The organism is Streptomyces chattanoogensis (genome assembly GCF_001294335.1).
Lineage (GTDB): Bacteria > Actinomycetota > Actinomycetes > Streptomycetales > Streptomycetaceae > Streptomyces > Streptomyces chattanoogensis.
The window spans coordinates 370,037-393,106 of sequence record NZ_LGKG01000196.1; the positions used below are offsets into that span (position 1 = coordinate 370,037).

A 23,070-nucleotide genomic window follows, 5' to 3' on the forward strand; every position below is an offset into this window, starting at 1 on the left:
GACCCAGGCGCACCAACCGCCGTGTGCCGTACGCGTATTGGAGAGGTGATCGATGGGGGTCCCTGGGCCCTGCCCCGGATCCGCGGGGCGGCAACCTGCCCCGGTGCCGGACCGGGAGGAGGTGGACCGCGCCCTGGCACGGCTCGGCGCCGAGTACGAAGCGATAGAGACCTCGCTGCTCGCGTTGCAGGATCACGCCGGCCGCCGGCTGCTGGAGGGCGGCGGCCTGTCGGGCACCACCAAGGAGCGCTGGGCCGCCGCCGAACGCTCCATCACGGTCCTGTGGTCGCTTTTCGACACCTACACCGCCGCGCTGACGGCGGCACGGGAGCTGCGGGCGCGGCGCCGCTGGCCGTCCCCCGACGATCTCGCGGAGCTGTCGGAGCTGCTGTACGGCAGCGGGCTGACGGTGTCCGGCGAGGCGGCGGACGACAGCTCGGTGGACGGCCCGCAGGAGCGCTTCAGCCTGGAGGAGCTCGTCGCGCGGATGAACGGCCTCTACGCCCGGTCGCTCGATGTCATCGTCGCGGCCGACGCCGTGTGGTCGACGCTGCCGGCCCGGATAGATCTGCTGTCGGCCGAGCTGCGCCGGACGCGTTCGCTGGCGCACTCGGTCGGGGTGCGCCCCGGTGCGCATCCGGCGGGCGACGACCTGGAGCGGATCACGGACGAACTGGCCCGGCTGCGCGACCGGGTGATCGCGGATCCGCTGGCGTTCTGGGTGTCGTCGTCGACGGGCAGTTCCGCGCCCGGTGGCGGCCGGCCGGACACCGGGCGCTACGACCGGGCGGCGCGCGCCCTGGAGGACGTACGGCGGGAGATCGAGGCGGTGCTGGACGTCCGGCAGGACGCCGAGCGGAGGCTGATGCAGCTGCGCGATGTGCTCTCCCGGGCCGACCGGACGCTGACCGAGGCGCGCCAGGCCCGCGGCGAGGTGCTGGCGAAGATCGCCGCGTCCGAGGTCCCGGCCGTCAGCGGCCCGTCCACGGCGCTGTACGAGCAGCTGGCGGCGGCCGCGGAGTACCGCAGGCGGGCGCAGTGGCACCGGCTGTCGCCGCTGCTGGAGAGCCTGGAGGAGCGGGCCGAGGAGGAACTCCACCGGGCCCGCGAATCGTTGACCGCGGTGACGGCCCCGCTGGCCGTACGGGCCGAGCTGCGCGGCCGGCTGGACGCGTACAAGGCGAAGGCCGCCCGGCACGGCATGGCCGGGGATCCGCTGCTGCTGGAGCGGTACGACGTGGCCCGCCGGATGCTGTGGAGCGCGCCGTGCGATCTGCGGGCGGCCGAGCAGGCGGTGTGGCGTTATCAGCAGGCGGCGGCCGAGGCGCTGGTGCCGGAGCAGGCGGAGCATGGGCCGGAGGAACCGGCCCGGGACGGCAGGGGAGAGAAGTGACGCAGGACGGGGGGCCGGTGGCGGTGCACGGCGGCGTCCGCTGTCAGCGGCCGGGCTGTGCGGGCCGGTACGACGACGCCGGCGGCGGCGAGCTGTACTGCGATGTCTGCCGGCTGGCGCCGGTGGTCTCGGCGGACGGGCTGCTGTCGTCGCCGGCGACGGAGATCACGGGGCGGGTGCCGGAGGACGAAAGGGCGGGCCGGGACGGCTCCTCGTCCGCCTCCGGGAGCGCCGGTGAGCCGACGCGGCAGATGCCGGGCCCGGCCGTCCCGGTGCCGGAGCGCCGTACGGACAGCGTCGCGGGCTCCGGGGCATCGGGGTCCGCGGCGTCCTCGGGGCCCTCCGGGTCGGCACGTGGCCGGCTGGGCGCCGGGCTGGTGACCGTGCCCCAGGTGCCGCGGCCCGATCCGCACACCGCCGTACTGGAGCGGCCGGAGGTCCCCGAACGGAAGCGGTTCTGCAGCCGGGGCGACTGCGGGGCGGCGGTGGGGCGGGCGCAGGGCGGCCGGCCGGGCCGTACGGAAGGGTTCTGCACCAAGTGCGGCCATCCGTACAGCTTCGTGCCCAAGCTGCGCCCCGGGGACATGGTGCACGGCCAGTACGAGGTCGTCGGCTGTCTGGCGCACGGCGGGCTCGGCTGGATCTATCTGGCCGTCGACCGTGCGGTGGCCGACCGGTGGGTGGTGCTCAAGGGCCTGCTGGACACCGGTGACGAGGAGGCGCTGGCGGTCGCGGTGTCCGAGCGGCGGTTCCTCGCCGAGATCGAGCACGCCAACATCGTGCGGATCTACAACTTCGTGGAACACCTCGACCCGTCGACGGGCAGCCTGGACGGCTACATCGTCATGGAGTACGTCGGCGGCAAATCGCTCAAGGACATCGCCAACGACCGGCGCACGCCCCAGGGGCGGCGCGATCCGCTGCCGGTCGAGCAGGCCTGTGCGTACGGCATCGAGGCGCTGGAGGCGCTCGGCGAGCTGCACCGCCGCAACCTGCTGTACTGCGATTTCAAGGTCGACAACGCCATCCAGCAGCACGACCAGCTCAAGCTGATCGACATGGGCGCGGTGCGCCGGATGGACGACATCCGGAGCCCGATCTACGGCACGATCGGCTACCAGGCGCCGGAGATAGCCGAACTCGGCCCGTCGGTGGCCTCCGACCTCTACACCGTCGCCCGCACCCTGGCCGTCCTCACCTTCGACTTCCAGGGCTATACGAACGTCTTCGCGGACTCCCTCCCGGACCCCGAGCACATCGAGGTGTTCCGCACCTACGAGTCCTTCTACCGGCTGCTGGTGCGGGCCACGGACCCGGACCGGTCGCGCCGCTTCGCCTCCGCGGAGGAGATGGCCGAGCAGCTGACAGGGGTGCTGCGGGAGGTGGTGGCGCTGCAGTCGGGCGAGCAGCGCCCGGCGCCGTCGCAGCTCTTCGGGCCGGAACTGCGCGTGGTGGACACGGAGTTGATGACGGTCGAGGAGGGCGCGGGGTCGCTGCTGGGTGCCCGCGGCGCGGCACCGGAAGCCGTGGCTGCGGGCGGGCCCGTGCTCCGGCCCCTGGACGCCGCCCGTGTGGCCCTCGCGCTGCCGGTGCCGCGGGTGGATCCGGCCGATCCCAACGCCGGTTTCCTGGCCGGGCTGATGACCGTCGCCCCGGCGGAGCTGCTGCCCGCGCTGCGCTCGGCGCCCGCCGACTCCCCGGAGCTGCGGCTGCGCGCGCTGCGCGCCCGCCTGGAGACGGGCGACGGCCCGGCCGCGCAGGCCCTGCTGAGCTCCGTCGAGGCGGAGCCCGCTGCGCGCGCGGCCGGCGACTGGCGGAGGGTGTGGAACCGCGGCCTGGTGTCCCTGGCCTGCGGGGACCGCGAGAGCGCCGCGCTGGCTTTCGACGCGGTCTACGACGCCTTCCCCGGCGAACCCGCGCCGAAGCTGGCGCTGGCGGTCTGCGCGGAGCTGCTCGGGCAGCTGGAGACCGCCGCGGAGTACTACCGCCTGGTGTGGACGGCCGATCACGGCTTTGTGAGCGCCGCGTTCGGGCTGGCCCGGGTGCGGCTGGCGGCCGGTGACCGCGGCGGCGCGGTGGAGGCGCTGGAAGCCGTACCGGAAGCGTCCATTCATCACACCGCGGCGCGCATTGCGGCGGTGCGCGCGCGGCTGCGGCAGCGCCCACCGCACGACGCGCTGCTCGATGATCTTCAGGCCGCCGCCCGAGAGGTGGCGCGGCTGGCGGAATTCGGACTGGACGCCGGGCGCCGCGAACAACTGGCCACCGAGGTACTGGGCAGCGCCCTGGACTGGGTACTCTCCGGTAGCCACGGTGCCCCGCCCGGGGGCGGACGGCCACCGTCGCTGCTCGGCAGCGCGCTGGACGAACGCGGCCTGCGGTTCGGGCTGGAGAGGTCGTACCGCCTGCTGGCGCGGCTGGCGCAGCGTGGCGAGGAAAGGATCGAGCTGGTGGAACGGGCCAACCGCTTCCGCCCCAGGACGTGGGTGTGACATGGGTGTGACTGGGCCGTCCCGCTGCCGGAGCTGCGCGGAGCCGCTCGACGCGGGGGACAATTTCTGCGGACGGTGCGGCGCGGACCTCGTGGTGCCCGCCGCGCCGGGGTACGGCGCGGTGCCGCCGCCTCCGTCGTACGCCCCGATGGTCGGTGCGCCCGCCGGGGCACCCTCAGGGGCGCCGGCCGGGCCGCCGCCGCCGGATCCCACGACGCGGATCCCGGACGAGGAGATCGCGGGCGAGGGCGCCCCCGGTGCGGACGCCCCGCGTCCGGGCGCCGCCCGGCGGCCTGTCGACCCCCGGGTCGCCGGGTACGAAGTGGTCGCCGACGCCGCCGCGGAGGCGGCCGGAGCCGCACGGAACGCCAAGGCGGCCCGGGACGGAGCCGACGGCGGCGGCACCGGTGAGGCGCCCCCCGGGGACGCCCCCGCCCCCGAGCAGACCGACCCGCCCGACGACACCCTCCACCTCTGCGCGATCTGCCACTCCGGCGCCCTGACGCCCGAGGGCTTCTGCGAGCACTGCGGACGCGCCCAGCCCCGCGAACGCAACCACATGGAGCACGAGCTGGCGGGCATCGCGGCCGTCAGCGACCGGGGCCACCGGCACCACCGCAACGAGGACTTCTTCGCACTGCGGGCCATGGCGCTGCCGGACGGTTCGCCCGCCGTGGTCGCGCTGGTCTGCGACGGCGTCTCCTCGGCGACCCGGCCGGACGAGGCCTCCCGGGCGGCGTCCGAGGCCGCGGGCGAGGCGCTGCTGGCGTCGCTGCCGCGCGGTACGCACCCCCAGCAGGCGATGCACGACGCCGTCCTGGCGGCCTCGGCGGCGGTCGACGCGCTGGCCGCCGATCCCTCCCTCGCGCACGACGAGCACCGCCAGCAGAACGCCCCGGCCTGCACCTTCGTGGGGGCCGCGGTCGGCGGCGGGCTGCTGACCATCGGCTGGGTCGGCGACAGCCGCGCGTACTGGATCCCCAACGACCGTACGGCGCCCCCGGCCCGGCTCACCGAGGACGACTCCTGGGCCGCGCAGATGGTCGCCAACAACCTGATGTCCGAGGCGGAGGCGAACGCCGATGAGCGGGCGCATGCCATCACCGGCTGGCTCGGCGCGGATGCGTACGAGGTCGAGCCGCACACCGTGACGTTCAAGCCGGACGGTCCGGGTGTGGTGGTGGTCTGCACGGACGGGCTGTGGAACTACGCCGACTCCGCCGCCCAGATGGCATCGGTGCTGCCCGTCGACTCCCCGGACCGCCCGCTGAACGCCGCTCAGGCCCTTGTCACCCACGCCCTCGACGGCGGGGGCCATGACAACGTCACGGTGGCGGTGGTGCCGTTCCCGGCGCCGGCGCGCGGCTAGGGCCATGACAGCGGACCGGCTCTCCCGACGACTCCCCGGCCAATACACCCAGGGATTACCCCACTTGCGCATGATTTCCGGATATCGACATCACTCGGGAAATACCGGGCGCGCGGTTCCTTTTCCGTTCATTCCCGTGCCGGAGGGCGGTTCGTCACAGCTCCTTCCACAAAGGCGCGTACCGGCCGCACGGAAGCCCACAACTCGGGCAATAGGGGTCGCGATACCGCGAATTCCGGCCGGTCCGCACCGCCACCGAATACCCCCGGGAATGCGGACACTGCGAAACTCCTTGCGAAGGTGGTGGGCGTCGCCGATGCGGCGACCGGTACTGTGCGACTGAAGGCGAAGGTGACCGGCGCGTACGCGATGACCCTCGCGACGCGCTCGCAAAAGCCATTTGCCCGAAGAAACACCCAGTGACACAGCCGAAGAAACAACCGCGAGCAGTACCGAGCAGTACCACCGGAAGAAAAGGTACGGAGGGGGAAGAACCGACATGCCGACCTGCCCGAACGGACACCAGTCGGTGGCCGAAGACTGGTGCGAGGTGTGCGGCCACCGGATGGCAGGCGCTGTCCCCCCGCCGCCCTCCTTGCCTGCGGGGTTCCTGAACACTCCGCCGCCCGGCCAGCCCGCACCGCCGCCGCCCCAGCAGCCGGGCCCGCCGCCTGCGGACCCGCAGGGACCGCCGCCGGGGTCCTTCGCCCCGCCGCCCGGCCAGCCCGGCCCCGGCACCCAGGGCGGTTACGGCTTCCCGCCACCGGCCCCCGGCCCGGCCCAGGGCCCTGGCGCCCAGGGCGGCTACGGCTTCCCGCCGCCCGCACCCGGACCGGGACCGGCGCCCGGTATGCCCGGCCCCGATCAGTCCGCGCCGTCCGAGGCGTGCCCGCAGTGCGGTACGCCGCGCATGGCGAACGCGCCGTTCTGCAACAACTGCCACTACAACTTCCTGACCCACACCGCGACATCCACGTCGCCTCCGGGGTCCTTCGCCCCGCCGCCCGGCCAGCCCGGCCCCGGCACCCAGGGCGGCCAGGACGGTTACGGCTTCCCGCCGCCGGCTCCCGGCCCCCAGGGCGGCTACGGCTTCCCGCCGCCCGCACCGCAGCAGCCGCAGCAGCCGTTCGAGCAGCAGCCCCCCTTCGGGCAGCAGCCTCCCTTCGAACAGCAGCAGCCGCAACAGGGTCCCCCGCCCGGCCAGCCCGGCCCCGGCGGCTTCCCCGGCCAGCCCGGCCCCGGTATGCCCGGCCCCGGCCCGGCCGGCCAGCCCGGTCCCCCGCCGCCGCAGGGCGACGACTGGACGCTGAACCCGCCGAGCGCACATCAGGCCGCGGCCCCGCCGATGGCCCCGCCCGCGCCCGGCCCCGGCCCGCAGGCCCCGTTCGAGCAGCAGCCGCCCGCGCCGTTCCCGCCGCAGCAGCCCGCTCCGTTCGAGCAGCCGCACCAGCAGCCGCCGTTCGAGCAGCAGCCCGGCCCGTACGACCCGCAGCAGCCGCAGCAGCAGGGCCCCCCGCCCGAGCAGCAGTGGAACGGCGGCCCCGGCCCGGGTCCCGCGGCGCCGCCGCAGGGTGCGCAGCCGGTCGTCGGTGACGGCTGGGTGGTGGCCATCGCGCCGGACCGCGAGTACTTCATGGCGATGATGGGCCGCAGCGGCCCGGAGGCGGCCGGGCTCAACCTGCCCGCGTACTCCCCCGAGCAGGTGCTCCCGCTCGCCAACGGCCAGATCGCGGTCGGCCGTCGCCGCAACAGCACCGGCGAGGCCCCGGACATCGATCTGGGCAGCCCGCCGGAGGACCCGGGCGTCTCGCACCAGCACGCGCTGCTGGTGCAGCAGCAGGACGGCAGCTGGGCGGTGGTGGACCAGAACTCCACCAACGGCACCACGATCAACCTCGCCGAGGACCCGATCCAGCCGTATGTGCCGGTGCCGCTGCACGAGGGCGACCGGGTGCATGTGGGGGCCTGGACGACGCTGACGATCCGCCGGGCCTAGCCCCGTACGGTCCGGGGGCGTGACCTTTCGGGTCACGCCCCTCGCCGTATCTGCCACCATGGACGGGTGAACAAGATTCCGCGCGGCACGCTTCAGGAGCAGACCTTCTACGAACAGGTCGGTGGCGAGGAGACCTTCCGGCGTCTGGTGCACCGCTTCTACCAGGGCGTCGCCGAGGACCCGTTGCTGCGGCCGATGTACCCGGAAGAGGACCTGGGCCCGGCCGAGGAGCGCCTCGCGTTGTTCCTGATGCAGTACTGGGGCGGTCCCCGCACCTACAGCGACGGCCGAGGCCACCCCCGGCTGCGCATGCGGCACGCCCCGTTCACCGTCGACCGGGCCGCACACGACGCCTGGCTGAAGCACATGCGCGACGCCGTCGACTCCCTCGGCCTCGCCGAGGAACACGAGACGCAACTGTGGAACTACCTCACCTACGCAGCTGCCTCGATGATCAACACGGCAGACTGAGGCCGGCCGGAGCGACGGCCGGCCCTTCCGCCGTCACACCGGGGTGACTGTGATCCCCGAGAGCCCCGTCAGCCCCTCCGGTCCCCCGGTCCGTACGGCGACCGATCCGTAGGGGGTGCTCAGCCGCAGCCAGCCGGCCGCGGCGAGCAGGCTCAGCTGCTGGTGTCCGGGCTGCGGGGCGTGGGCGCGGTGCGGGGGCGCACCGGCGAGGGCGGCCGACCGGGCCGGACGCAGAAAGCCCAGCGACTGCGCGGCGTGTGCGGCACGCAGCGGGAGATGGGTGTCGCCCAGGGTCCGCGACCAGATCTCGCGGCCGATGCGGTCGCGTGCGGCGCGGGTACGGTGCTGCGGCGGCAGCTCCGCATCGCGGGCGCGGAATTCGGCGACCGCACCGGCCACCGTGCGCAGCACGGCCTCGGGGTCCGGCAGTCCCGGCACCCGCCGCCAGCCGCCGCGCGGGGGCAGCACTCCGGCCCACGGCGGGCCGGTGACGGGAGCGGGCACGCTCAGCACGCCCTCCGCCGACGCCTCGACGCCTTCGAGGAGTTCACCGGCCGAGACGGTGACGTCCACGGTGATGCCGTCGTCGGCGAGCCGTGCCGTACGGATCGCCAGCACCTCGAACGACGGCGGGCGGCCGAAGACGGCGAGCACCCCGCTGCCGGCCTGGAGCCGTACCGCGGCCGCACGGTCGTAATGGATCAGCCGGGCCAGGAAGGCGGCGAGATCCGCCGCCTCCCCGGCATCGGCCAGACGCAGCGCCGTCATCGCGCGACGGCCCCCTCCCGACGCCCCTCCTGGTGCGAGGCGTCGTCCAGGAACTCCTTGAGGATGGCCTTCTCCTCCGCGGTGATGCGGCGGGGATGCCCCTCGGTGAAGTTGTACGGGACGACGACCGTCGAGGCGCGGAGGTAGACGGTGTCCTCGTCCTTCACCTCGTAGGCGATGGTCATCGACGCGGCGGTGACCTTGGTCACCCACAGCTCGATGGTCACCGGGGCGTGCCGGTGCACCAGCTGCCGCACATAGTCGATCTCGTGCCGGGCGACGACCGATCCGCCCGTGAACGCCGTACTGCCGCCCCCCGGCGCCAGCCGTCGCGTGAAGTCGATCCGCGCCTCTTCGAGGTAGCGGACGAACACCGCATTGTTGACATGGCCGAAGGCGTCCATGTCCGACCAGCGCAGGGGGCAGGAGTAGAGGTGTCGCACGTCGGTCAGCCCCGGGTCAGCTTCTTGTACGTCGCGCGGTGCGGACGGGCCGCCTCCGCACCGAGGCGCTCGATCTTGTTCTTCTCGTACGACTCGAAGTTGCCCTCGAACCAGAACCACTTGGATTCGCCCTCGTACGCCAGGATGTGCGTGGCGACCCGGTCGAGGAACCACCGGTCGTGGGAGACGACCACGGCGCAGCCGGGGAACTCCAGCAGCGCGTTCTCCAGCGAGGAGAGCGTCTCGACGTCGAGGTCGTTGGTCGGCTCGTCGAGGAGGAGCAGGTTGCCGCCCTGCTTGAGGGTGAGCGCCAGGTTCAGGCGGTTGCGCTCACCACCGGAGAGCACCCCGGCCGGCTTCTGCTGGTCCGGGCCCTTGAACCCGAACGCGGAGACATACGCCCGCGAGGGCATCTCCACGTGGCCGACGTTGATGTAGTCCAGCTCGTCGGAGACCACGGCCCACAGGGTCTTCTTGGGGTCGATGTTCTCGCGGCTCTGGTCGACGTAGGAGATCTTGACGGTCTCGCCGACCTTGATGTCGCCGGAGTCCGCGGCTTCCAGGCCCTGCAGCATCTTGAACAGCGTGGTCTTGCCGGCACCGTTCGGGCCGATGATGCCGACGATGCCGTTGCGCGGCAGCGTGAAGCTCAGGTCGTCGATCAGGACCTTCTCGCCGAAGGCCTTGTTGAGCTTCTCGACCTCGACGACGACGTTGCCCAGACGCGGGCCCGGCGGGATCTGGATCTCCTCGAAGTCCAGCTTCCGCATCTTGTCGGCCTCGGCCGCCATCTCCTCGTAACGCGCCAGACGCGCCTTGGACTTGGCCTGCCGCCCCTTGGCGTTGGAGCGCACCCACTCCAGCTCTTCCTTCAGGCGCTTGGCACGCTTGGCGTCCTTCTGGCCCTCGACCTTCAGACGGGTCTGCTTGGTCTCCAGGTACGTGGAGTAGTTGCCCTCGTAGCCGATGGCGCGGCCGCGGTCGAGCTCCAGGATCCAGCCGGCGACGTTGTCGAGGAAGTACCGGTCGTGGGTGACGGCGACGACGGTGCCGGGGTACTTGGCCAGGTGCTGCTCCAGCCACTGGACGGACTCGGCGTCCAGGTGGTTGGTGGGCTCGTCGAGGAGCAGCAGGTCGGGGGCCTCCAGCAGCAGCTTGCACAGCGCGACGCGGCGGCGCTCACCACCGGAGAGGTTGGTGACCGGCCAGTCGCCGGGCGGGCAGCCCAGCGCGTCCATCGCCTGCTCGAGCTGGGTGTCCAGGTCCCACGCGTTGGCGTGGTCCAGGTCCTCCTGGAGCTTGCCCATCTCCTCCATCAGCGCATCGCTGTAGTCGGTCGCCATCAGCTCGGCGACCTCGTTGAAGCGGTGGAGCTTGCCCATGATCTCGGCGGCGCCGTCCTGCACGTTCTGCAGCACGGTCTTGGACTCGTCCAGCGGCGGCTCCTGCAGGAGCATGCCGACGGTGTAGCCCGGGGAGAGGAACGCGTCACCGTTCGACGGCTGCTCGAGACCGGCCATGATCTTCAGCACCGTGGACTTACCGGCGCCGTTGGGACCCACGACACCGATCTTCGCGCCCGGCAGGAAGCTCAGCGTCACGTCGTCAAGGATGACCTTGTCGCCGTGCGCCTTGCGCGTCTTGCGCATCGTGTAGATGTACTCAGCCAAGAGAAACCGTCCGGCAGGTTTGGATCTATCAGGGATCTGTCAGGTCTGTATGCGCTCCGCCGCCCGGTCCGTGATGCGGCGCGGCCGTGCGAGGGCAGATACACCCATCTTGCCGTACGGCCGTGCCCGGAAGGAAACGAGTACGCCCGCGGCCCCGGATACGCCCGCGGCCCCGGAGCGGATGCTGCGCTCCGGGGCCGCGGGGTGACCGCCCGGCTACTGCCGGTGCCGCCAGGCCTTCTTGCGGGCCTTCTTACCGGGCCCTGTTACCGGGCCTTCTCACTGAGCGTTGTCACTGGGCCTTGTTACTGGGCCTTCTTCTTACGGAGGAAGAAGACCGCGCCGCCGCCGACCAGGACCAGGGCGACCGCGACACCCGCGATCATCGGGGTGGCGCTGCTCGAACCGGTCTCGGCGAGGTCGGTGCCGTGGCCGCCGGTGGTGCCGCCCGTCGCGGGGGTGGGCTTCGGGGCGGGCGTGCTGCCGCCGCTGCCGGCGGTCTTGCAGTCCAGGACGCCGGAGAAGGTCTTCTTGAAGCCGCCCTCCCCCTTGATCGTGATCTCGTACGGCTGGTCCTCGGCCACCGGTACGGTCACAGTCTGCGACTTGCCCGGTGCGACCTCGTAGTCCTTGCCGGAGAGCTGGAAGCGGAACGCCTCATCACCCTTGTTACTGGCGGTGACGTCCACGCCGCCCTTGGCGCAGTTCTTGTCGGCGGTGATCGCCGGGATGGCGCCCTGCTTCTTCCAGGAGACCGTGGCGGCCGCGGAGACCGTGGACTCGCTGGAGCCGGCCAGGATCTGGGTCTGGCTCTTGGCGTGCTCGCCGATGCCGGTGAAGGCGCGGCCGACCGGGACCTTGGTGGCGGCCTGGGCGGTCACCGAGGTGCTGCCGTCGGCGGCACCCTTGGGCACGTCGAAGAACAGCTGGGTGCCGTCGGCGGCGCTGGTGACGGGCTTGCCGTCCTTGCCGACGACCTTGACACCGGACGGCACGTCGGCGGCCGGGGAGAGCGTGACGCTGTCGGCGTTGGTGTGCACGGTGACCGGGCCGATCCTGCTGCCGGACTTGCCGGAGACGGCCGGCGGGTCCAGGGTCAGCGAGGCCTTGGGCTCGGAGACGCTCTGGGCGGACTTCTCCAGGTAGTCGGCGAGCTTCTCGGCCGCCGGGTCGACCGCGTCCACCTTGACGTGGTCGGAGAAGCGCCAGATCGCGACCTGGGTGCCGGCCGCGGCGGTCTTCTCGGTGAGGTTCCCCGCGTGGGCCTTGGCGGCGAGCGCCGCCAGGTCGTTCACCTGCGGGTAGGAGTTCTGCAGAATCCAGCGGATCTTGCCCGCGTCGCCGTTGTTGTGCAGCGACGAGGCGCTCCAGGGCACTTCCTGGTACTTCGCCTGCTGCTGGGTCGGGTTGTGGATGTCGATGCAGTACGTCTGCAGCGTGCCGCCGTTGTCGACCGACATCTCGAAGAGCCCCGCACCGACGCGCTGGTCCTGCCCGTCGGTGTGCACGATCGCCTGGTCGAAGGTCTTCAGACCGCCGAGCGTCGCGGTGGCGCCTCCCTGCGCGGGGGGCGTGTCCTCCGCCGCGGCGGTACCCGCGGTGGCTATCGCGCCCGCCGCGACCAGGCCGGAGGCCACGACCGCAGCGGCAAGACGGGCTGCGCCCCGCCTTTTCATAGCAAGCATGAAATTCCCCTCTGGGCGAGGCGGTCGAATGGGGGAGGGTGCCTCGCCGGAAAGTTCCCGAAGGACTCAACAGCCGAACTGGTCAGCCCCCGTGAGTACTCGTCGGATCCTATGGAGCGGGCGCATCACGGTCCCCAGGAATGGCGCCCCATAAGCGATCCGAATCGCAATCGTTACCGACATCAGGCATCCTCACCTTGCACTATCGATAAATCTCCGGGACTTATCGGGACACTGGGGGCAGGAAAGGGCGCGGCAGCTGCCGTCGGCGCTTCCTGTGCGCGAGCAGCGGGCGGCCCCTGATGTCTTCTCAGGCGGGCCGTTCCGGGAGCGGGTTGGACACATCAGGGCCCGGCTCGGCATCCGGGCCCCCGGCCGGTGGCTCGCCCGACGCCTGCGGCGCCCCTTGCTGCGGTGGCACCGGCTCCGACCGCATCCGCGTAATACGGCGGAATGCGGCGGTGCCGCGGGCGAGGTCGTGGCCGATCGCGAGGGCGTCGACCTCCGCCGAGAACCAGCGCTGCCCGCCCCGCTCGGGTGGCTGCTCCCCTTCCCGCAGCCGCAACCGGCCCTGCACCACGAGCGGTTCCCCCACCGCGACGGACGCGGCGACATTGTCCGCGAGGCCGCGCCAGGACCGGACCGTATAGAAACTCGTCTCCCCGTCGGTCCAGCATTCCCGCGTACGGTCGTAGCGCCGGACCGTCGTCGCGAGCCGGAACCTCGCCACCGGCACCCCCGCCGCCGTCAGCCGGTGCTCCACCGCCGTCGCGGCATTGCCCACCAGCGTCACCATCGTGTCGTTCATCGGACCCGCCTCCCCCGCTTCTGCACGTCTCCCGCGTGCACCGGTTCCATGCTGCACGGACCCGGCGGATGCCGCGGCGGCCTGTGGACAACGGCCGGGCTGTGGACAACCCGGCCACCCTGGAGGGGGATTCCTACGCGCCCGACGCCACCGCGTACTGCTCGCGCACCTCGCGATAGCGCAACAGCTCGGCCGCGACCGGCTCCAGGACCCGGGCCCGGCCGCACCCCGCCGCCGCGCTGCGCAGCCGCCGCTCGGCCTCCTGCCCGTACCGCCGGGCCGGGCCGCGCGCCGCCGCCCGGCACAGCAACGCCAGCGCCGGGCCGCCCACCGACCCGATGACCGCGGGCAGCAGCGCGGAGAGCCACGCCGCCGACTCGACCACACCGGCGGCGATGCCCAGCAGCGACAGCAGGCCGACGACCTGCAGTACGAGCAGCAGTCCCTGCAGCGCGGCGGCCACCGTCCACCACCGCGGCCGCCCGGCGGGCCCGCCCTGCAGGGACTGCTCCGCTTCGGCCGTCGCCCTGTCCAGCGCCTCCGGCAGCCCCTCCGCACCCCGGCCCGCCGCCTCGCGCACCGCCTGGGCCCAGGGCGCCGGCAGCCCGCGCGCCGCCTCGCCCGCCACGGCCCGTACGGCCTGCTCCACCACCGGACGCGCCGCGGCCCGGCCGTCCGGCTGCGCCCCGGTGCACGGCGCGGCGGCCCCTGACCGACGCTGCCCGCCCTGCCGGACCACCGACCGCTGCGTTGCCGTGACCGGCCGCCCCTCCTCCCGCACCCGCTGTCTGCGCCGCCGGGTCCACGGCAGGCCGCAGGCCCGCTCCGCATGCCGCAGCCAGTCGCGTTCCACCGCGCGCCCGGTGGCGACCGCGCCCACCGCGTCCGCCAGCCGGTCCTCGAACTCCGCGCGGGCGCGTTCCGTCAGCGCGACCCGGGACTGTGCGACATACATGGACCGCAGCCGCTCGGCCGCCGCGTCCACATCCGCCGCCAGCCGCCGGTCCGCCGCACCGCGTTCCGCCACGAACTGGCCCAGCGCCTCCCGCAGTTCCGCCACCCCGTCGCCGGTCGCGGCGGACAGTGCGAGCACCGCCGCACCGGGCTCACCGTGTTCGCCGAGCGCCAGCCCGTCCTCGTCCAGCAGCCGGCGCAGATCGTCCACCACCTGGTCCGCGGCGTCCCCCGGCAGCCGGTCCACCTGGTTGAGGACGACGAACATCACCTCGGCGTAGCCCGCCAGCGGCCGCAGATACCGCTCGTGCAGCACCGCATCCGCGTACTTCTCCGGGTCCACCACCCAGATCACCGCGTCCACCAGCGTCAGCATCCGGTCCACCTGGTCGCGGTTGCCGGTGTCCGAGGAGTCGTGGTCGGGCAGATCGAGCAGGATCAGCCCGCGCAGATCGGGGGTGCCGTCCGGCGCGAGATGGCGCCGCCAGGACGGTACGGCCAGCCGGTCCAGCAGCCCGTCCGCACCCGGCGGCCCGCCCGGCCAGACGCACGCCACCAGCTCCGAGGTCGTCGGGCGGCGCGCCCCGACCTGCGAACGAGCCGCCCCTACCAGCGCGTTGAACAGCGACGACTTACCGCTCCCGGTGGCCCCGGCGATGGCGACGACGGTGTGCTCCCCGGAGAGCCGGTAGCGCTCCCGCGCCGCGTCCAGCACCCGCCCCGCCTCGGCCAGGCACTCCCCGTCGAGCCGGGACCGGGACAGTGCGATCAGCTCCCGCAGGGCGTCCAGCCGCGCCCGCAGCTCGGCCGTCCGGGCGCCGCGGGCCCGCTCCCGCTCCCGCTCGTACGCAACGCCGTGCGCGCCGATTCCCGGGCCACCCGCCGGGCCGCCCCTGGTCTCGCGCGCCCCGCCGTCCCCCATCACCTCCACGGCAAGGGCGAATTCCATGTCCGCTTCCATGTCCGCATCCGCATCCGCCGCCGCGTCCCGGCCGGCGTCGCGCACCGGATCCACCGCAAGCAGCGGCTCCACCAGCGGCCCTGCGGAGGAACCGCCCCGCGGCCCGAACACCCGCCGCCGCGCGCCCGTCCCGGCCCCGCCCCGCACCCGCCGCGCGATCAGCCCGTCGTCCCAGGCGCCGTCGGTCCCCGCGGCACCGGCCCGGCCCTCCCCCGGCTCTCCCGCGTCCGCCTGCTCCGCACCCGCCTCGAAATCCCTCACCCCGACACCGCCCTCTCCGCCCTCTCCACCCTCTCCACCTCCGTCACTTGCTCCTTCTCCCTCTGCAGCACCGACAGAGCGGCGATCAGCTCGGCCTGCTGGTCGAGCGGTACGGCGAGTTGGTCCAGAGGGGCCAGCCGCCGCTCGCGCTCGCCGTCCAGGGCGCGCTCCAGGTACGTCGCCAGCAGCCGGCTGCCGCGGTCGCACAGCCGCAACGCGCTGTGCGCACCCAGCAGCTCGGCGAGGTTCTCTCCCGCCGTACGGGCGCGCCGGCCGCCCAGCAGCGCCGTGGCCAGCAGCGCAGCCGACTCCTCCGGCTCCACGGATCCCGCCCGCTCGCCGCCGGGCCCGCTCCGTGCCTCGTCCCGCTCTTCCTCGGCCAGTTCCTCCAGACAGCGCCGCCAGCGCCGCACCACCACACCGAGCCGCTCACCCGCCCCCGCGGCGCCCGCGGCCGCCGTCGCCGCGACCTCCGCCGCCGCCGGATCGCGGCGCCACGCCTCCGCGGCCCGCTCGTCCGCCTCGTCGACGGCACAGGCCAGCAACGACGTCAGCCCCTGAGTCAGCGCGTCCAGCAGCTCCTTCGGCCCTCCACCGGACCCGTGGTCCCGCCAGTGGGCGCGTGCGTCCCCGGCCAGCACCTCACCGGCCGCGACCTCGCTCCGCACCCGCTCCGCGGCCCGCTCGTAGGCCTCCTCGACCCGGCCGGTCAGCCGCAGCGCCGCGGCATGCTGGGCGGCGGCGGCACTGGCCAGTGCGGGCAGCCGGCTGCGCAGCGAGGCGATGACGCCGGAGGCGGTACGGTCCGCGGCGGCGGCCCGGGCGGCCGGGTCCTGGGCATGCCGCTCCAGCCAGTCCCGCAACGCCGCGACGGCCGTGGCGGGCAGCAGCCCGCTGCCGCCGCCGGCCGATTCGGGCAGCTCGGGAATGGTGAACCGGGGGACATGGCCGAGCCCGGCGTGGTGGAGCATTTCGGCGTACCGCCCGGAGATGTCCGTGACGATCTGATGCGGCACCCGGTCCAGCACGGTCACCAGCGTGACGTCGTACTCCTTGGCCGTACGCAGGAGATGCCAGGGCACCGCATCCGCGTACCGCGCGGCCGTGGTCACCAGCACCCACACATCCGCCGCACAGATCAGCTCGGCAGCCAGCTCCCGGTTCCGCGCGACCAGCGAATCGATGTCCGGGGCGTCCAGCAGTGCCAGCCCGCTGGGCAGCGCCGGATCCGTCTCGATCCGCACCATCGGCATCCCCGATTCGCCCCCGCCCCCTCCCTGTGCGCCGTACCCGCCCGCCGCATCCCCGTCGAACTCCGCTTCCCCGTCGTAATCGCACTCCGCGTCCCCCTGCACCCGCCGGTCCCCCGCCATCCCCTCCCCGTGGCCGCCGCCGTCCTGGCCGGGCACCCACACCCGGGTCAGCTGCGGCAGCACCCGCTGCCCGGCGAACCACCGGTGATCGTCGGGATGGCAGACCAGCACCGGCGTACGCGTCGTCGGCCGCAGCACCCCCGCCTCCGAGACCCGCCGCCCCACCAGCGAATTGACCAGGGTGGACTTGCCCGCCCCGGTGGACCCGCCGATAACGGCCAGCAGCGGTGCCTGAGGCGACCGCAGTCGGGGAATCACATAGTCGTCGAGCTGGGCGAGCAGCTCGGCCCGGTTGCGCCGGGCCCGGGCGGCGCCCCGCAGTGGCAGTGGAAAGCGTGCGGCGTCGACGCGCTCACGCAGTACGGACAGTGCGTCAAGGAGCCGGGGTCGTACGTCCAAGGTCGCCACATGTGCAGAATGCCCAATTTCGATGGGTTTTTGAAGCGTATGGGCCCGTGTGTGCGCCGTAAGAAATCCCCATAGAACGGGACAAGTGATTCATGAGACGATCGTGGCAACTGAGGCGCAGGCATAACGAGTACACAACACCCGGCGCGCCAGACGGCAAAAACAGTGCAGGATTCGTACCTGCCTGCGATTATCGGGATCGCTTCACCGAACCTCCACAACGTGCCACGGAGGTGAAGCAACCGGTACGAGGCACCCGGACCCCTATCCTTGTCCGCGGTCCGTGATCCACGTCCACCGCCCGGCCCCCGTAGCTCAGCGGATAGAGCAGGTGCCTTCTAAGCACTTGGCCGCAGGTTCGAGTCCTGCCGGGGGCGCTTTTCCAGACCTTCCCTTCGGGAAGGTCTTTTTGCTGTCCGGTGCGCGGGAGATGCAGCGGGTGCGGGCACATGCGGCCCCTCCGCCGGGACCGGCTCAACTGCGCTTTTCGGGGAGCGTGTTCTTCAGCGGGCGGGGAGAGTCGGCGGACTCATCCGCTTATTCGCATTTTCGGGACGGGGCTCTCACATTCATCCCGCCGCCGAACCACGTCAACAGCCCACCGGACAAACGCTCTACGGATTCCACCGCCCTACGACACGGAGCACGCGACGGAGTGGAGGCCCCAGGACCACTACTGCTAGTGTGCGCACGGTCACAGTAGGCAATCAGGCCGCTATGTACAGGTAATGAAGGGCCGAAGGTTCCATGCGCAAGCTTCAGCAGGTCGCGATCGTCGCCACAGCAGCAGCCGGCGGTCTGTCCGTCATCAGTGCCGGCGCCGGCACCGCCTACGCCGGCGGCCACGAGCCGAAGGTGAAGCCCATCTTCCGTCCGTACCAGGAGTGCAGTCCGCAGACGTTCGCGCAGGCCAAGTTCCCGATCGACGCCCTGCTCGGCGCCTCCGCGAACTTCGACACCACCTGCGGCCAGTTCAACCACGCCTTCACCAAGCACTGAGGGCGGACGCGACGCCGTCACGGGCTCTTCGGGGGTGCCCCCCGGAGAGCCCGTTTGCGTGCGGCACGACGGAATACGTCGCGGGCGGTACGGCCGGACGAGTGATCCACCCCGGGCCGCCCGCACCCGTTCCGGCCCGCCGATGCCCACACACCGCCCAGGACGCGAAGCAGCCACTGAGCCGGCCCTCGTTCGATGCCCCTAGCGCCCGGCGCGTCGCTGCGCAACTGCGGAACATTTCGTATTAGTTTTTTGTAACTGTACGAAGTCGATCAATTACTGATCGCATCCGCTCGATTTACCGGAGAAGATATGCGCAAGCTTCAGAAGGCTGCCGTCATGGTCGCCGCCCTCGGCACCATCGGCCTCCTCGGTGCCGGCACCGCCTACGCCGACGGCGGGTACAGCGGCGGCAAGGGCGACAAGGGCGAGAAGGCCGGCAGCCTCTACAACATCAAGCAGGGCAGCTCGTGCCGGTCGCACGACCTGAACGTCGACGTCCTGGGCGAGGTCGGGGTCCTCAACGGCGTGCTGGGCAACGCACTCGGCGGCGAGGGCGCCGCGGGTGCACAGTCCACGCCGATCGGCTCGAGCATGGGCTGCAACGACAGCTTCGGCAGCGGCGGCGGCGGAAAGTAAGCGAAATGGGTCCCGGTGTCCGAGCCACAGGCCGGCGCCGGGGCCCGTTTTCGACCTTCTACACGGTCCGGGCGCGGACCGGTTCGCGGTGCGTGGCGCCCGGACACCAATCACAAAGGAACCCAGCACATGTTCAGTCGGAAGAAGATCGCAGCCGTCTCGGCGCTCTTGGGCGGCCTCGCCGCGACCTGCGCCGGCGCCAGCCAGGCGTATGCCGGTGGGACTTCGGGCAACTGCGCCCGTGACATCACGGGCAACGTCAACTGCCTCCAGAAGAACACTTCCTACATCACGGAGGACGGCAGGTACACCGTCAAGCAGGCGCAGAACTGTGCGTCGATGCAGCCGGTCTCCTGGCCCGCACAGGGCCTGCTGAACACTGGGAGCTCACAGATCGGACCCACCGCGAACTGCTCCAACACGGCACCGGCGCCCGAAGAGCACGCCGAGCCGGCGCCGGCCCCCGAGCCCAACGCGCCCACCGCACCGGCACCGGCGGCGCCGTCGGCGCCGGCACCGGCGGCCTGAGAACGGCTGCCCCGCACTTCTCGAACGGTGGCGGGCCGAACCGCGTTGATCCCGGTCCGGCCCGCCACCGTTTGCGCGCCCGCGCCGGGCTCCGGGAGAACAGCACGAAAAGGGGTTCCGGCGCCGAGCCACAGGCTCGGCGCCGGAACCCCTTTCGGTTGGCTGCGCGGCTGCCGGCGCTCAGAGAGCGCTGTTGTTGCAGCCCATGGACGCACCCATCCTGGTGGTCTGCCCACCCGGGTGTCCCTCACCGTTGAGCGCGTTGCCCGCCAGGCCGTTGAGGGCTCCGACCGACCCGAGGATGTCGACGTTCATGTCGTGCGACCGGCACGAGGTGCTCTGCGTGACGCCGATGTCATGGGCACCCGCCTCCCCGTGGGCCGAGGCGGTACCGGCGCCGAGGGCGCCCACGCTGCCGAGGACGGCGCCCACGAAGGCAGCCTTCTGAAGCTTGCGCATTTCTTCTCCGGTGATTGAGCGGATGCGATCTGCAACAGATCGACTTCTTACAGTGGCGTAGGTTCGAGAGGGAATTCGCCGCACCGCCCGGCACGGCATCGACAGACCGGACGGGCGGAGGGCCCTATAGCTGGGCACGGACCGAGAGGTTGCCCCGCTCCCGCGGAAAGAGCCGCGGAGGCAGGGCAGTTACAGCGGGCCCGCCGGGCGGTTCGCGCCGGCCCCGCGGGCGTTCAACGGCGGCCGGCGGCCCCGCCTGCCCCATTGCTGCACTCCGGGGTGGGGGCCGGGCCGTACCGACGTGAACGGTCAGGAGAGTCGGGGCAGATCGAGCTGCCCCACCGGAGCCGCCGCGAGACGTCCGAGACCGACCGGGGAGACCTGCGGGACACCCGGGGCGACCAGCGGGTTGATCAGCGGATTGACCTGGGGATTCACCTGCGGGTTGACCTGGGGGGCGACCTGCGGGGCGTGCTGCGGGGGAACGACCTGCGGGACGACGACCTCCGGCGCGACCTGCGGGGTGACCTGCGGGGCAGCCTGGGGGACCACCTGCGGCATCACCTGCGGAACGACCGGCTGCTGAGCAGGAGCGGCCGCCTGCGGGGCAGGCTGCGGGGCCGCCTGCGGGGCAGCCTCCTGCTGATGCGAGGCGTGACTGGCGGAAGCCTGCGAAGCGCCCTGCGAGCTGGCGTATGCGGTGGTGTGGGGGCCGTCGTGCTCCGGGGCGGCCTGCGGCGCCGGAGCGGCCTGCGGGGCCGGCGGCTGCGGAGCGGGAGCCGGGGCGGGAGCGGCCTGCGGGGCCGGCGGCTGCGGAGCGGGGGCCGGAGGTGCCGGCGGCTGCGGGGCGGGGGCGGCCTGCGGCTGGTAGGCGGGCTGGGGAGCCGGAGCCGGCTGCGGCTGGTAGACCGGCTGCGGAGCGGGAGCCGGCTGCGGCTGATACGCCGGCTGCGGCTGGTAGGCCGGCTGGGGGGCGGCCTGCGGCTGGTACGCCGGCTGCGGAGCGGGAGCCGGCTGCGGCTGATACGCCGGCTGCGGAGCGGGAGCCGGGGCGGCCCCGTACCCGACGGGGGGAGCGTCGGCATGGCTGACCCCGGCGCCGATTGCGGACAGACCGCCGGCCGCCGCGACGACGAGCATGGCCTGATGAAGCTTGCGCATGGAACCCTCGGCCCTTCATTGCCTGTACATGGAAATCTGCATTGCTTATTGCTGTCTTGCGCGCGCTAACAGTGGTAATCCCGGGGGTTCACGCCCTGCGCACCCCGTGTCGGACCACGGTGAAAGCCTCCCGCAGGCCCTCGACGGCACTCGCTGCGCTGCCTTCCAACGCTCCTCGAAGCCGACGGCGGATCCCATCGCCTCTCCTCTGAATTCACGTCAGACAACATTGCCGGCGTAGTCGCCACGGGCCGCCCCGGCACCAAGGAAGAGCATTTCCGGGCAGGCGGCCCACGGGCCCATTCGCTGTTCTCTCCCAGGGGGCAACGAGATTTCCCCTGGTCGGGACACGGGAACCGATGCGCGGTCACCCATTTGCCACGTTCCGCTTATCGGGCTGTCGGCGGCGGCCCGGCCGCTCTTCGGGCCGCAGCCGGTGCAGAAGGCGGGGGCGGCATCGCGGTGACGGGAAAGACGGAATTCACCCCGGCGCGTTCGAGGGGCCGGGTGGTGCCGGGGCGAGACGCCGTGCGCGCTTTCGACTGTGGGCAAGGCATTCCCACCCCCGCCCGCCGAACCGGCCGCGCCAGTTGACGAACATTCAGCCGAGGGGATCCATTCGGCAATGGCGGCACGGGAATTGATTTCGTGTCAGGTGGGGCTGCTCAGGCAGGGCTGCCTGTGGCGATCCAGCAATGCAGCCCCATCAACCGGACCGGCCGTGCGGGACAGGCGACTCTGCCCGTCTCTCACGGCCGGTCCGGAACATCGAAAACGGCCCCGGCATCGGCCTGGTGGCTCGGATGCCGGGACCTCTTTCGCTTACCTACGCGACTGCCCGATGGGCTCAGAGAGCGCTGTTGTTGCAGCCCATGGACGAGCCGAGGGTGGTGGACTGCGCACCCGCGGGGCCCTCGCCGTTGAGCGCGTTGCCCAGCACGCCGTTGAGGATCCCGACCTCGCCGAGGATGTCGACGTTCAGGTCGTGCGATCTGCAGGAGCTGCCCTGCTTGATGTCGAACTTGTTGCCCGCCGGCTTCCCGCCGTCGGCGTAGGCGGTGCCCGCGCCGAGGATGCCGATGCTGCCCAGGGCGGCGGCCACGACGACAGCCTTGTGAAGCTTGCGCATTTCTTCTCCGGAAGGTTGAGCGGCTGCGATCTGTGAGGGATCGACTTCGTACAGTTACGGAGACTAATCACGAAATATCCTGAAGTCGCGTAGCGACGCGCCGGATTGTATGATCGAGGGCTTGAAGCCTGCCCGTGCCGAGCTCTGTACGGCCGGATGCACGCGCCGCGTTCGGTCAGTCACGCCGCACGCAAACGGGCCCTTCGGGGTGCTCCCCCGAAGGGCCCGTGGCGGGCGTGATGCGCGGCGGCCTCAGTGGTCCTACCTGGCGTGGGCGTAGGCGTTGGACTGGCTGTTGGTCTGGCCGTTGGCCTGGGTGCAGTGGACGCCCGAGGTCTGCGGGGCGGCAAGCAGGCCGACCGGGACGTTGGCGTCGAGCAGCGACTGGGGGCTGCACTCCTGGTACGGGCGGAAGAGGTTGTTCTGGTCCTGCATGCCGCCGCCCAGCAGGGAGCCCTGCGGGGCGGCCTGCGGCGCGGTCGGCGAGGAGACCTGCGGGGAAATCTGCGGGCTGAGCTGGGGGTTGAGCTGTGGCGAGACCTGCGCCCCGGACTCCTGCGGGGCAGCGCCCTGCGGGGCGTCCTGCTGCGGAGAAGCGTGCGACCCGGAAGCGTGCGAAGTGGCCTGCGAAGCGCTCCAGGCCTGGGGGCCGTCCGGCTGCGGAACGGGCGGCGAGGCGGCACCGTTGTACGCCATGGGAACGTCGGCGGAGCTGGCGCCGATACCGATGGCGGACAGTCCGCCGGCCGCTGCGAAGACGAGCGCGACCTGATGAAGCTTGCGCATGGAACCCTCGGCCCTTCGTTACCTGTGCATGGAAATCTGATTGCTTATTGCTCTTTTGTGCGCGCTGACAGTGGTAATCCTGGGGTTTCACACCCTGCGCACCCCCGTGCGGGACCACGATGGAGACCTCTCGCAGGCCCACGACACCACGTGTCGCAACCGCCCTCCCGACGGGCCCATTCACCGTGTTCTCTCCCAGGGGCAACGAGATTTCGCCTGGTCGGGTCACGGAAGACGGCGTGTGGTCACCCGTTTGCCAACTGGCGTGAATCATTTCGGGTGTTGATGGCCCGCCTGGGCAATGGGCGGTGACAGGC

19 protein-coding genes, 1 tRNA gene and 1 pseudogene are annotated in these 23,070 nt (G+C 72.3%); 10 read left to right on the plus strand and 11 right to left on the minus strand.

The features are described from left to right. The first annotated feature begins 52 nt into the window (after positions 1-52). From ADL29_RS38115 to ADL29_RS38135, 6 genes and pseudogenes are all read left to right on the plus strand, one after another. Positions 53-1,393: a hypothetical protein gene (locus tag ADL29_RS38115; RefSeq protein WP_053928030.1), complete on the plus strand. Its 1,341-nt coding sequence runs from the start codon at positions 53-55 to the stop codon at positions 1,391-1,393. Beyond that, complete coding sequence (locus ADL29_RS38120) at positions 1,390-3,885, plus strand: serine/threonine-protein kinase (RefSeq protein WP_245689797.1); 2,496 nt, start codon at positions 1,390-1,392, stop codon at positions 3,883-3,885. Before ADL29_RS38115 ends, ADL29_RS38120 begins: the two co-directional genes overlap by 4 nt. Position 3,886: 1 nt before the next feature. Next, positions 3,887-5,254 carry a protein phosphatase 2C domain-containing protein gene (locus tag ADL29_RS38125; protein WP_053928031.1) on the plus strand — a complete coding sequence of 456 codons (1,368 nt, stop codon included), beginning with the start codon at positions 3,887-3,889 and terminating at the stop codon, positions 5,252-5,254. A 264-nt stretch (positions 5,255-5,518) separates the two neighbouring features. Next, positions 5,519-5,677, plus strand: a pseudogene (locus tag ADL29_RS43875) (hypothetical protein); the annotation flags it as partial. 76 nt (positions 5,678-5,753) lie between these two features. Further along, on the plus strand, positions 5,754-7,250 hold the full coding sequence (locus ADL29_RS38130; protein WP_063788607.1) for an FHA domain-containing protein: 1,497 nt from the start codon (positions 5,754-5,756) through the stop codon (positions 7,248-7,250). 66 nt (positions 7,251-7,316) lie between these two features. Further along, a complete protein-coding gene (locus ADL29_RS38135) occupies positions 7,317-7,721 on the plus strand; it encodes a globin (RefSeq protein ID WP_053928032.1) in 405 nt (134 codons plus the stop codon). 33 nt (positions 7,722-7,754) lie between these two features. Here the strand turns inward: ADL29_RS38135 and ADL29_RS38140 are convergent, their stop codons facing one another. The 7 genes from ADL29_RS38140 to ADL29_RS38170 all read right to left on the minus strand — a co-directional run bounded on the left by ADL29_RS38140 (position 7,755) and on the right by ADL29_RS38170 (position 17,043). Then, positions 7,755-8,489 (minus strand): DUF8010 domain-containing protein, encoded by a 735-nt coding sequence (locus ADL29_RS38140; RefSeq protein ID WP_053928033.1) that lies wholly within the window; start codon positions 8,487-8,489, stop codon positions 7,755-7,757. Beyond that, positions 8,486-8,932, minus strand: a complete 447-nt coding sequence (locus tag ADL29_RS38145; protein WP_046927980.1) for an acyl-CoA thioesterase — start codon at positions 8,930-8,932, stop codon at positions 8,486-8,488. Before ADL29_RS38145 ends, ADL29_RS38140 begins: the two co-directional genes overlap by 4 nt. Positions 8,933-8,937: 5 nt before the next feature. Continuing rightward, a complete protein-coding gene (gene ettA, locus ADL29_RS38150) occupies positions 8,938-10,602 on the minus strand; it encodes an energy-dependent translational throttle protein EttA (RefSeq protein WP_053928034.1) in 1,665 nt (554 codons plus the stop codon). Positions 10,603-10,907: 305 nt separating this feature from the next. Then, positions 10,908-12,287, minus strand: a complete 1,380-nt coding sequence (locus tag ADL29_RS38155; RefSeq protein ID WP_169795292.1) for a Cys-Gln thioester bond-forming surface protein — start codon at positions 12,285-12,287, stop codon at positions 10,908-10,910. A gap of 310 nt (positions 12,288-12,597) precedes the next feature. Continuing rightward, the gene (locus tag ADL29_RS38160) at positions 12,598-13,095 is read right to left on the minus strand and encodes a single-stranded DNA-binding protein (RefSeq protein ID WP_053928036.1); all 498 of its coding nucleotides are present in this window, start codon (positions 13,093-13,095) and stop codon (positions 12,598-12,600) included. Between the two features lie 133 nt (positions 13,096-13,228). Further along, entirely contained in the window at positions 13,229-15,271 is a 2,043-nt protein-coding gene (locus ADL29_RS38165) for a GTPase (RefSeq protein WP_053928037.1), read from the minus strand. Next, complete coding sequence (locus tag ADL29_RS38170) at positions 15,268-17,043, minus strand: dynamin family protein (protein ID WP_053928038.1); 1,776 nt, start codon at positions 17,041-17,043, stop codon at positions 15,268-15,270. Before ADL29_RS38170 ends, ADL29_RS38165 begins: the two co-directional genes overlap by 4 nt. Positions 17,044-17,356: 313 nt before the next feature. Between ADL29_RS38170 and ADL29_RS38175 the strand changes: the two genes are divergently transcribed. The 4 genes from ADL29_RS38175 (at position 17,357) to ADL29_RS44755 (ending at position 19,218) form a co-directional block, all read left to right on the plus strand. Then, a tRNA-Arg gene (locus ADL29_RS38175) sits at positions 17,357-17,429 on the plus strand. 370 nt (positions 17,430-17,799) lie between these two features. Beyond that, positions 17,800-18,051, plus strand: a complete 252-nt coding sequence (locus tag ADL29_RS38180; RefSeq protein WP_046927975.1) for a hypothetical protein — start codon at positions 17,800-17,802, stop codon at positions 18,049-18,051. A 312-nt stretch (positions 18,052-18,363) separates the two neighbouring features. Continuing rightward, positions 18,364-18,690, plus strand: coding sequence for a hypothetical protein (locus ADL29_RS38185; RefSeq protein WP_053928039.1), 327 nt, complete (start codon positions 18,364-18,366; stop codon positions 18,688-18,690). A gap of 129 nt (positions 18,691-18,819) precedes the next feature. Further along, a complete protein-coding gene (locus tag ADL29_RS44755; protein ID WP_053928040.1) occupies positions 18,820-19,218 on the plus strand; it encodes a hypothetical protein in 399 nt (132 codons plus the stop codon). Positions 19,219-19,398: 180 nt separating this feature from the next. Here the strand turns inward: ADL29_RS44755 and ADL29_RS38195 are convergent, their stop codons facing one another. The 4 genes from ADL29_RS38195 to ADL29_RS38210 form a co-directional block, all read right to left on the minus strand. Further along, positions 19,399-19,677: a hypothetical protein gene (locus tag ADL29_RS38195; RefSeq protein ID WP_046927973.1), complete on the minus strand. Its 279-nt coding sequence runs from the start codon at positions 19,675-19,677 to the stop codon at positions 19,399-19,401. 309 nt (positions 19,678-19,986) lie between these two features. After that, positions 19,987-20,838: a hypothetical protein gene (locus tag ADL29_RS44355; protein ID WP_053928041.1), complete on the minus strand. Its 852-nt coding sequence runs from the start codon at positions 20,836-20,838 to the stop codon at positions 19,987-19,989. 847 nt (positions 20,839-21,685) lie between these two features. Further along, positions 21,686-21,967, minus strand: a complete 282-nt coding sequence (locus tag ADL29_RS38205) for a hypothetical protein (protein ID WP_046927971.1) — start codon at positions 21,965-21,967, stop codon at positions 21,686-21,688. Positions 21,968-22,228: 261 nt separating this feature from the next. Then, on the minus strand, positions 22,229-22,753 hold the full coding sequence (locus ADL29_RS38210; RefSeq protein WP_053928042.1) for a hypothetical protein: 525 nt from the start codon (positions 22,751-22,753) through the stop codon (positions 22,229-22,231). Positions 22,754-23,070: the final 317 nt, after the last annotated feature.

Excerpts from the sequence above, each read along its gene's own strand:
- ADL29_RS38115 (WP_053928030.1), top strand. The coding sequence starts at position 53 with ATGGGGGTCCCTGGGCCCTGCCCCGGATCCGCGGGGCGGCAACCTGCC.
- ADL29_RS38125 (WP_053928031.1), top strand. The coding sequence starts at position 3,887 with ATGGGTGTGACTGGGCCGTCCCGCTGCCGGAGCTGCGCGGAGCCGCTC.
- ADL29_RS38130 (WP_063788607.1), top strand. The coding sequence starts at position 5,754 with ATGCCGACCTGCCCGAACGGACACCAGTCGGTGGCCGAAGACTGGTGC.
- ADL29_RS38140 (WP_053928033.1), bottom strand. The coding sequence starts at position 8,489 with ATGACGGCGCTGCGTCTGGCCGATGCCGGGGAGGCGGCGGATCTCGCC.
- ADL29_RS38155 (WP_169795292.1), bottom strand. The coding sequence starts at position 12,287 with ATGCTTGCTATGAAAAGGCGGGGCGCAGCCCGTCTTGCCGCTGCGGTC.
- ADL29_RS38160 (WP_053928036.1), bottom strand. The coding sequence starts at position 13,095 with ATGAACGACACGATGGTGACGCTGGTGGGCAATGCCGCGACGGCGGTG.
- ADL29_RS38180 (WP_046927975.1), top strand. The coding sequence starts at position 17,800 with ATGCGCAAGCTTCAGCAGGTCGCGATCGTCGCCACAGCAGCAGCCGGC.
- ADL29_RS38185 (WP_053928039.1), top strand. The coding sequence starts at position 18,364 with ATGCGCAAGCTTCAGAAGGCTGCCGTCATGGTCGCCGCCCTCGGCACC.
- ADL29_RS44755 (WP_053928040.1), top strand. The coding sequence starts at position 18,820 with ATGTTCAGTCGGAAGAAGATCGCAGCCGTCTCGGCGCTCTTGGGCGGC.
- ADL29_RS38195 (WP_046927973.1), bottom strand. The coding sequence starts at position 19,677 with ATGCGCAAGCTTCAGAAGGCTGCCTTCGTGGGCGCCGTCCTCGGCAGC.
- ADL29_RS44355 (WP_053928041.1), bottom strand. The coding sequence starts at position 20,838 with ATGCGCAAGCTTCATCAGGCCATGCTCGTCGTCGCGGCGGCCGGCGGT.
- ADL29_RS38205 (WP_046927971.1), bottom strand. The coding sequence starts at position 21,967 with ATGCGCAAGCTTCACAAGGCTGTCGTCGTGGCCGCCGCCCTGGGCAGC.
- ADL29_RS38210 (WP_053928042.1), bottom strand. The coding sequence starts at position 22,753 with ATGCGCAAGCTTCATCAGGTCGCGCTCGTCTTCGCAGCGGCCGGCGGA.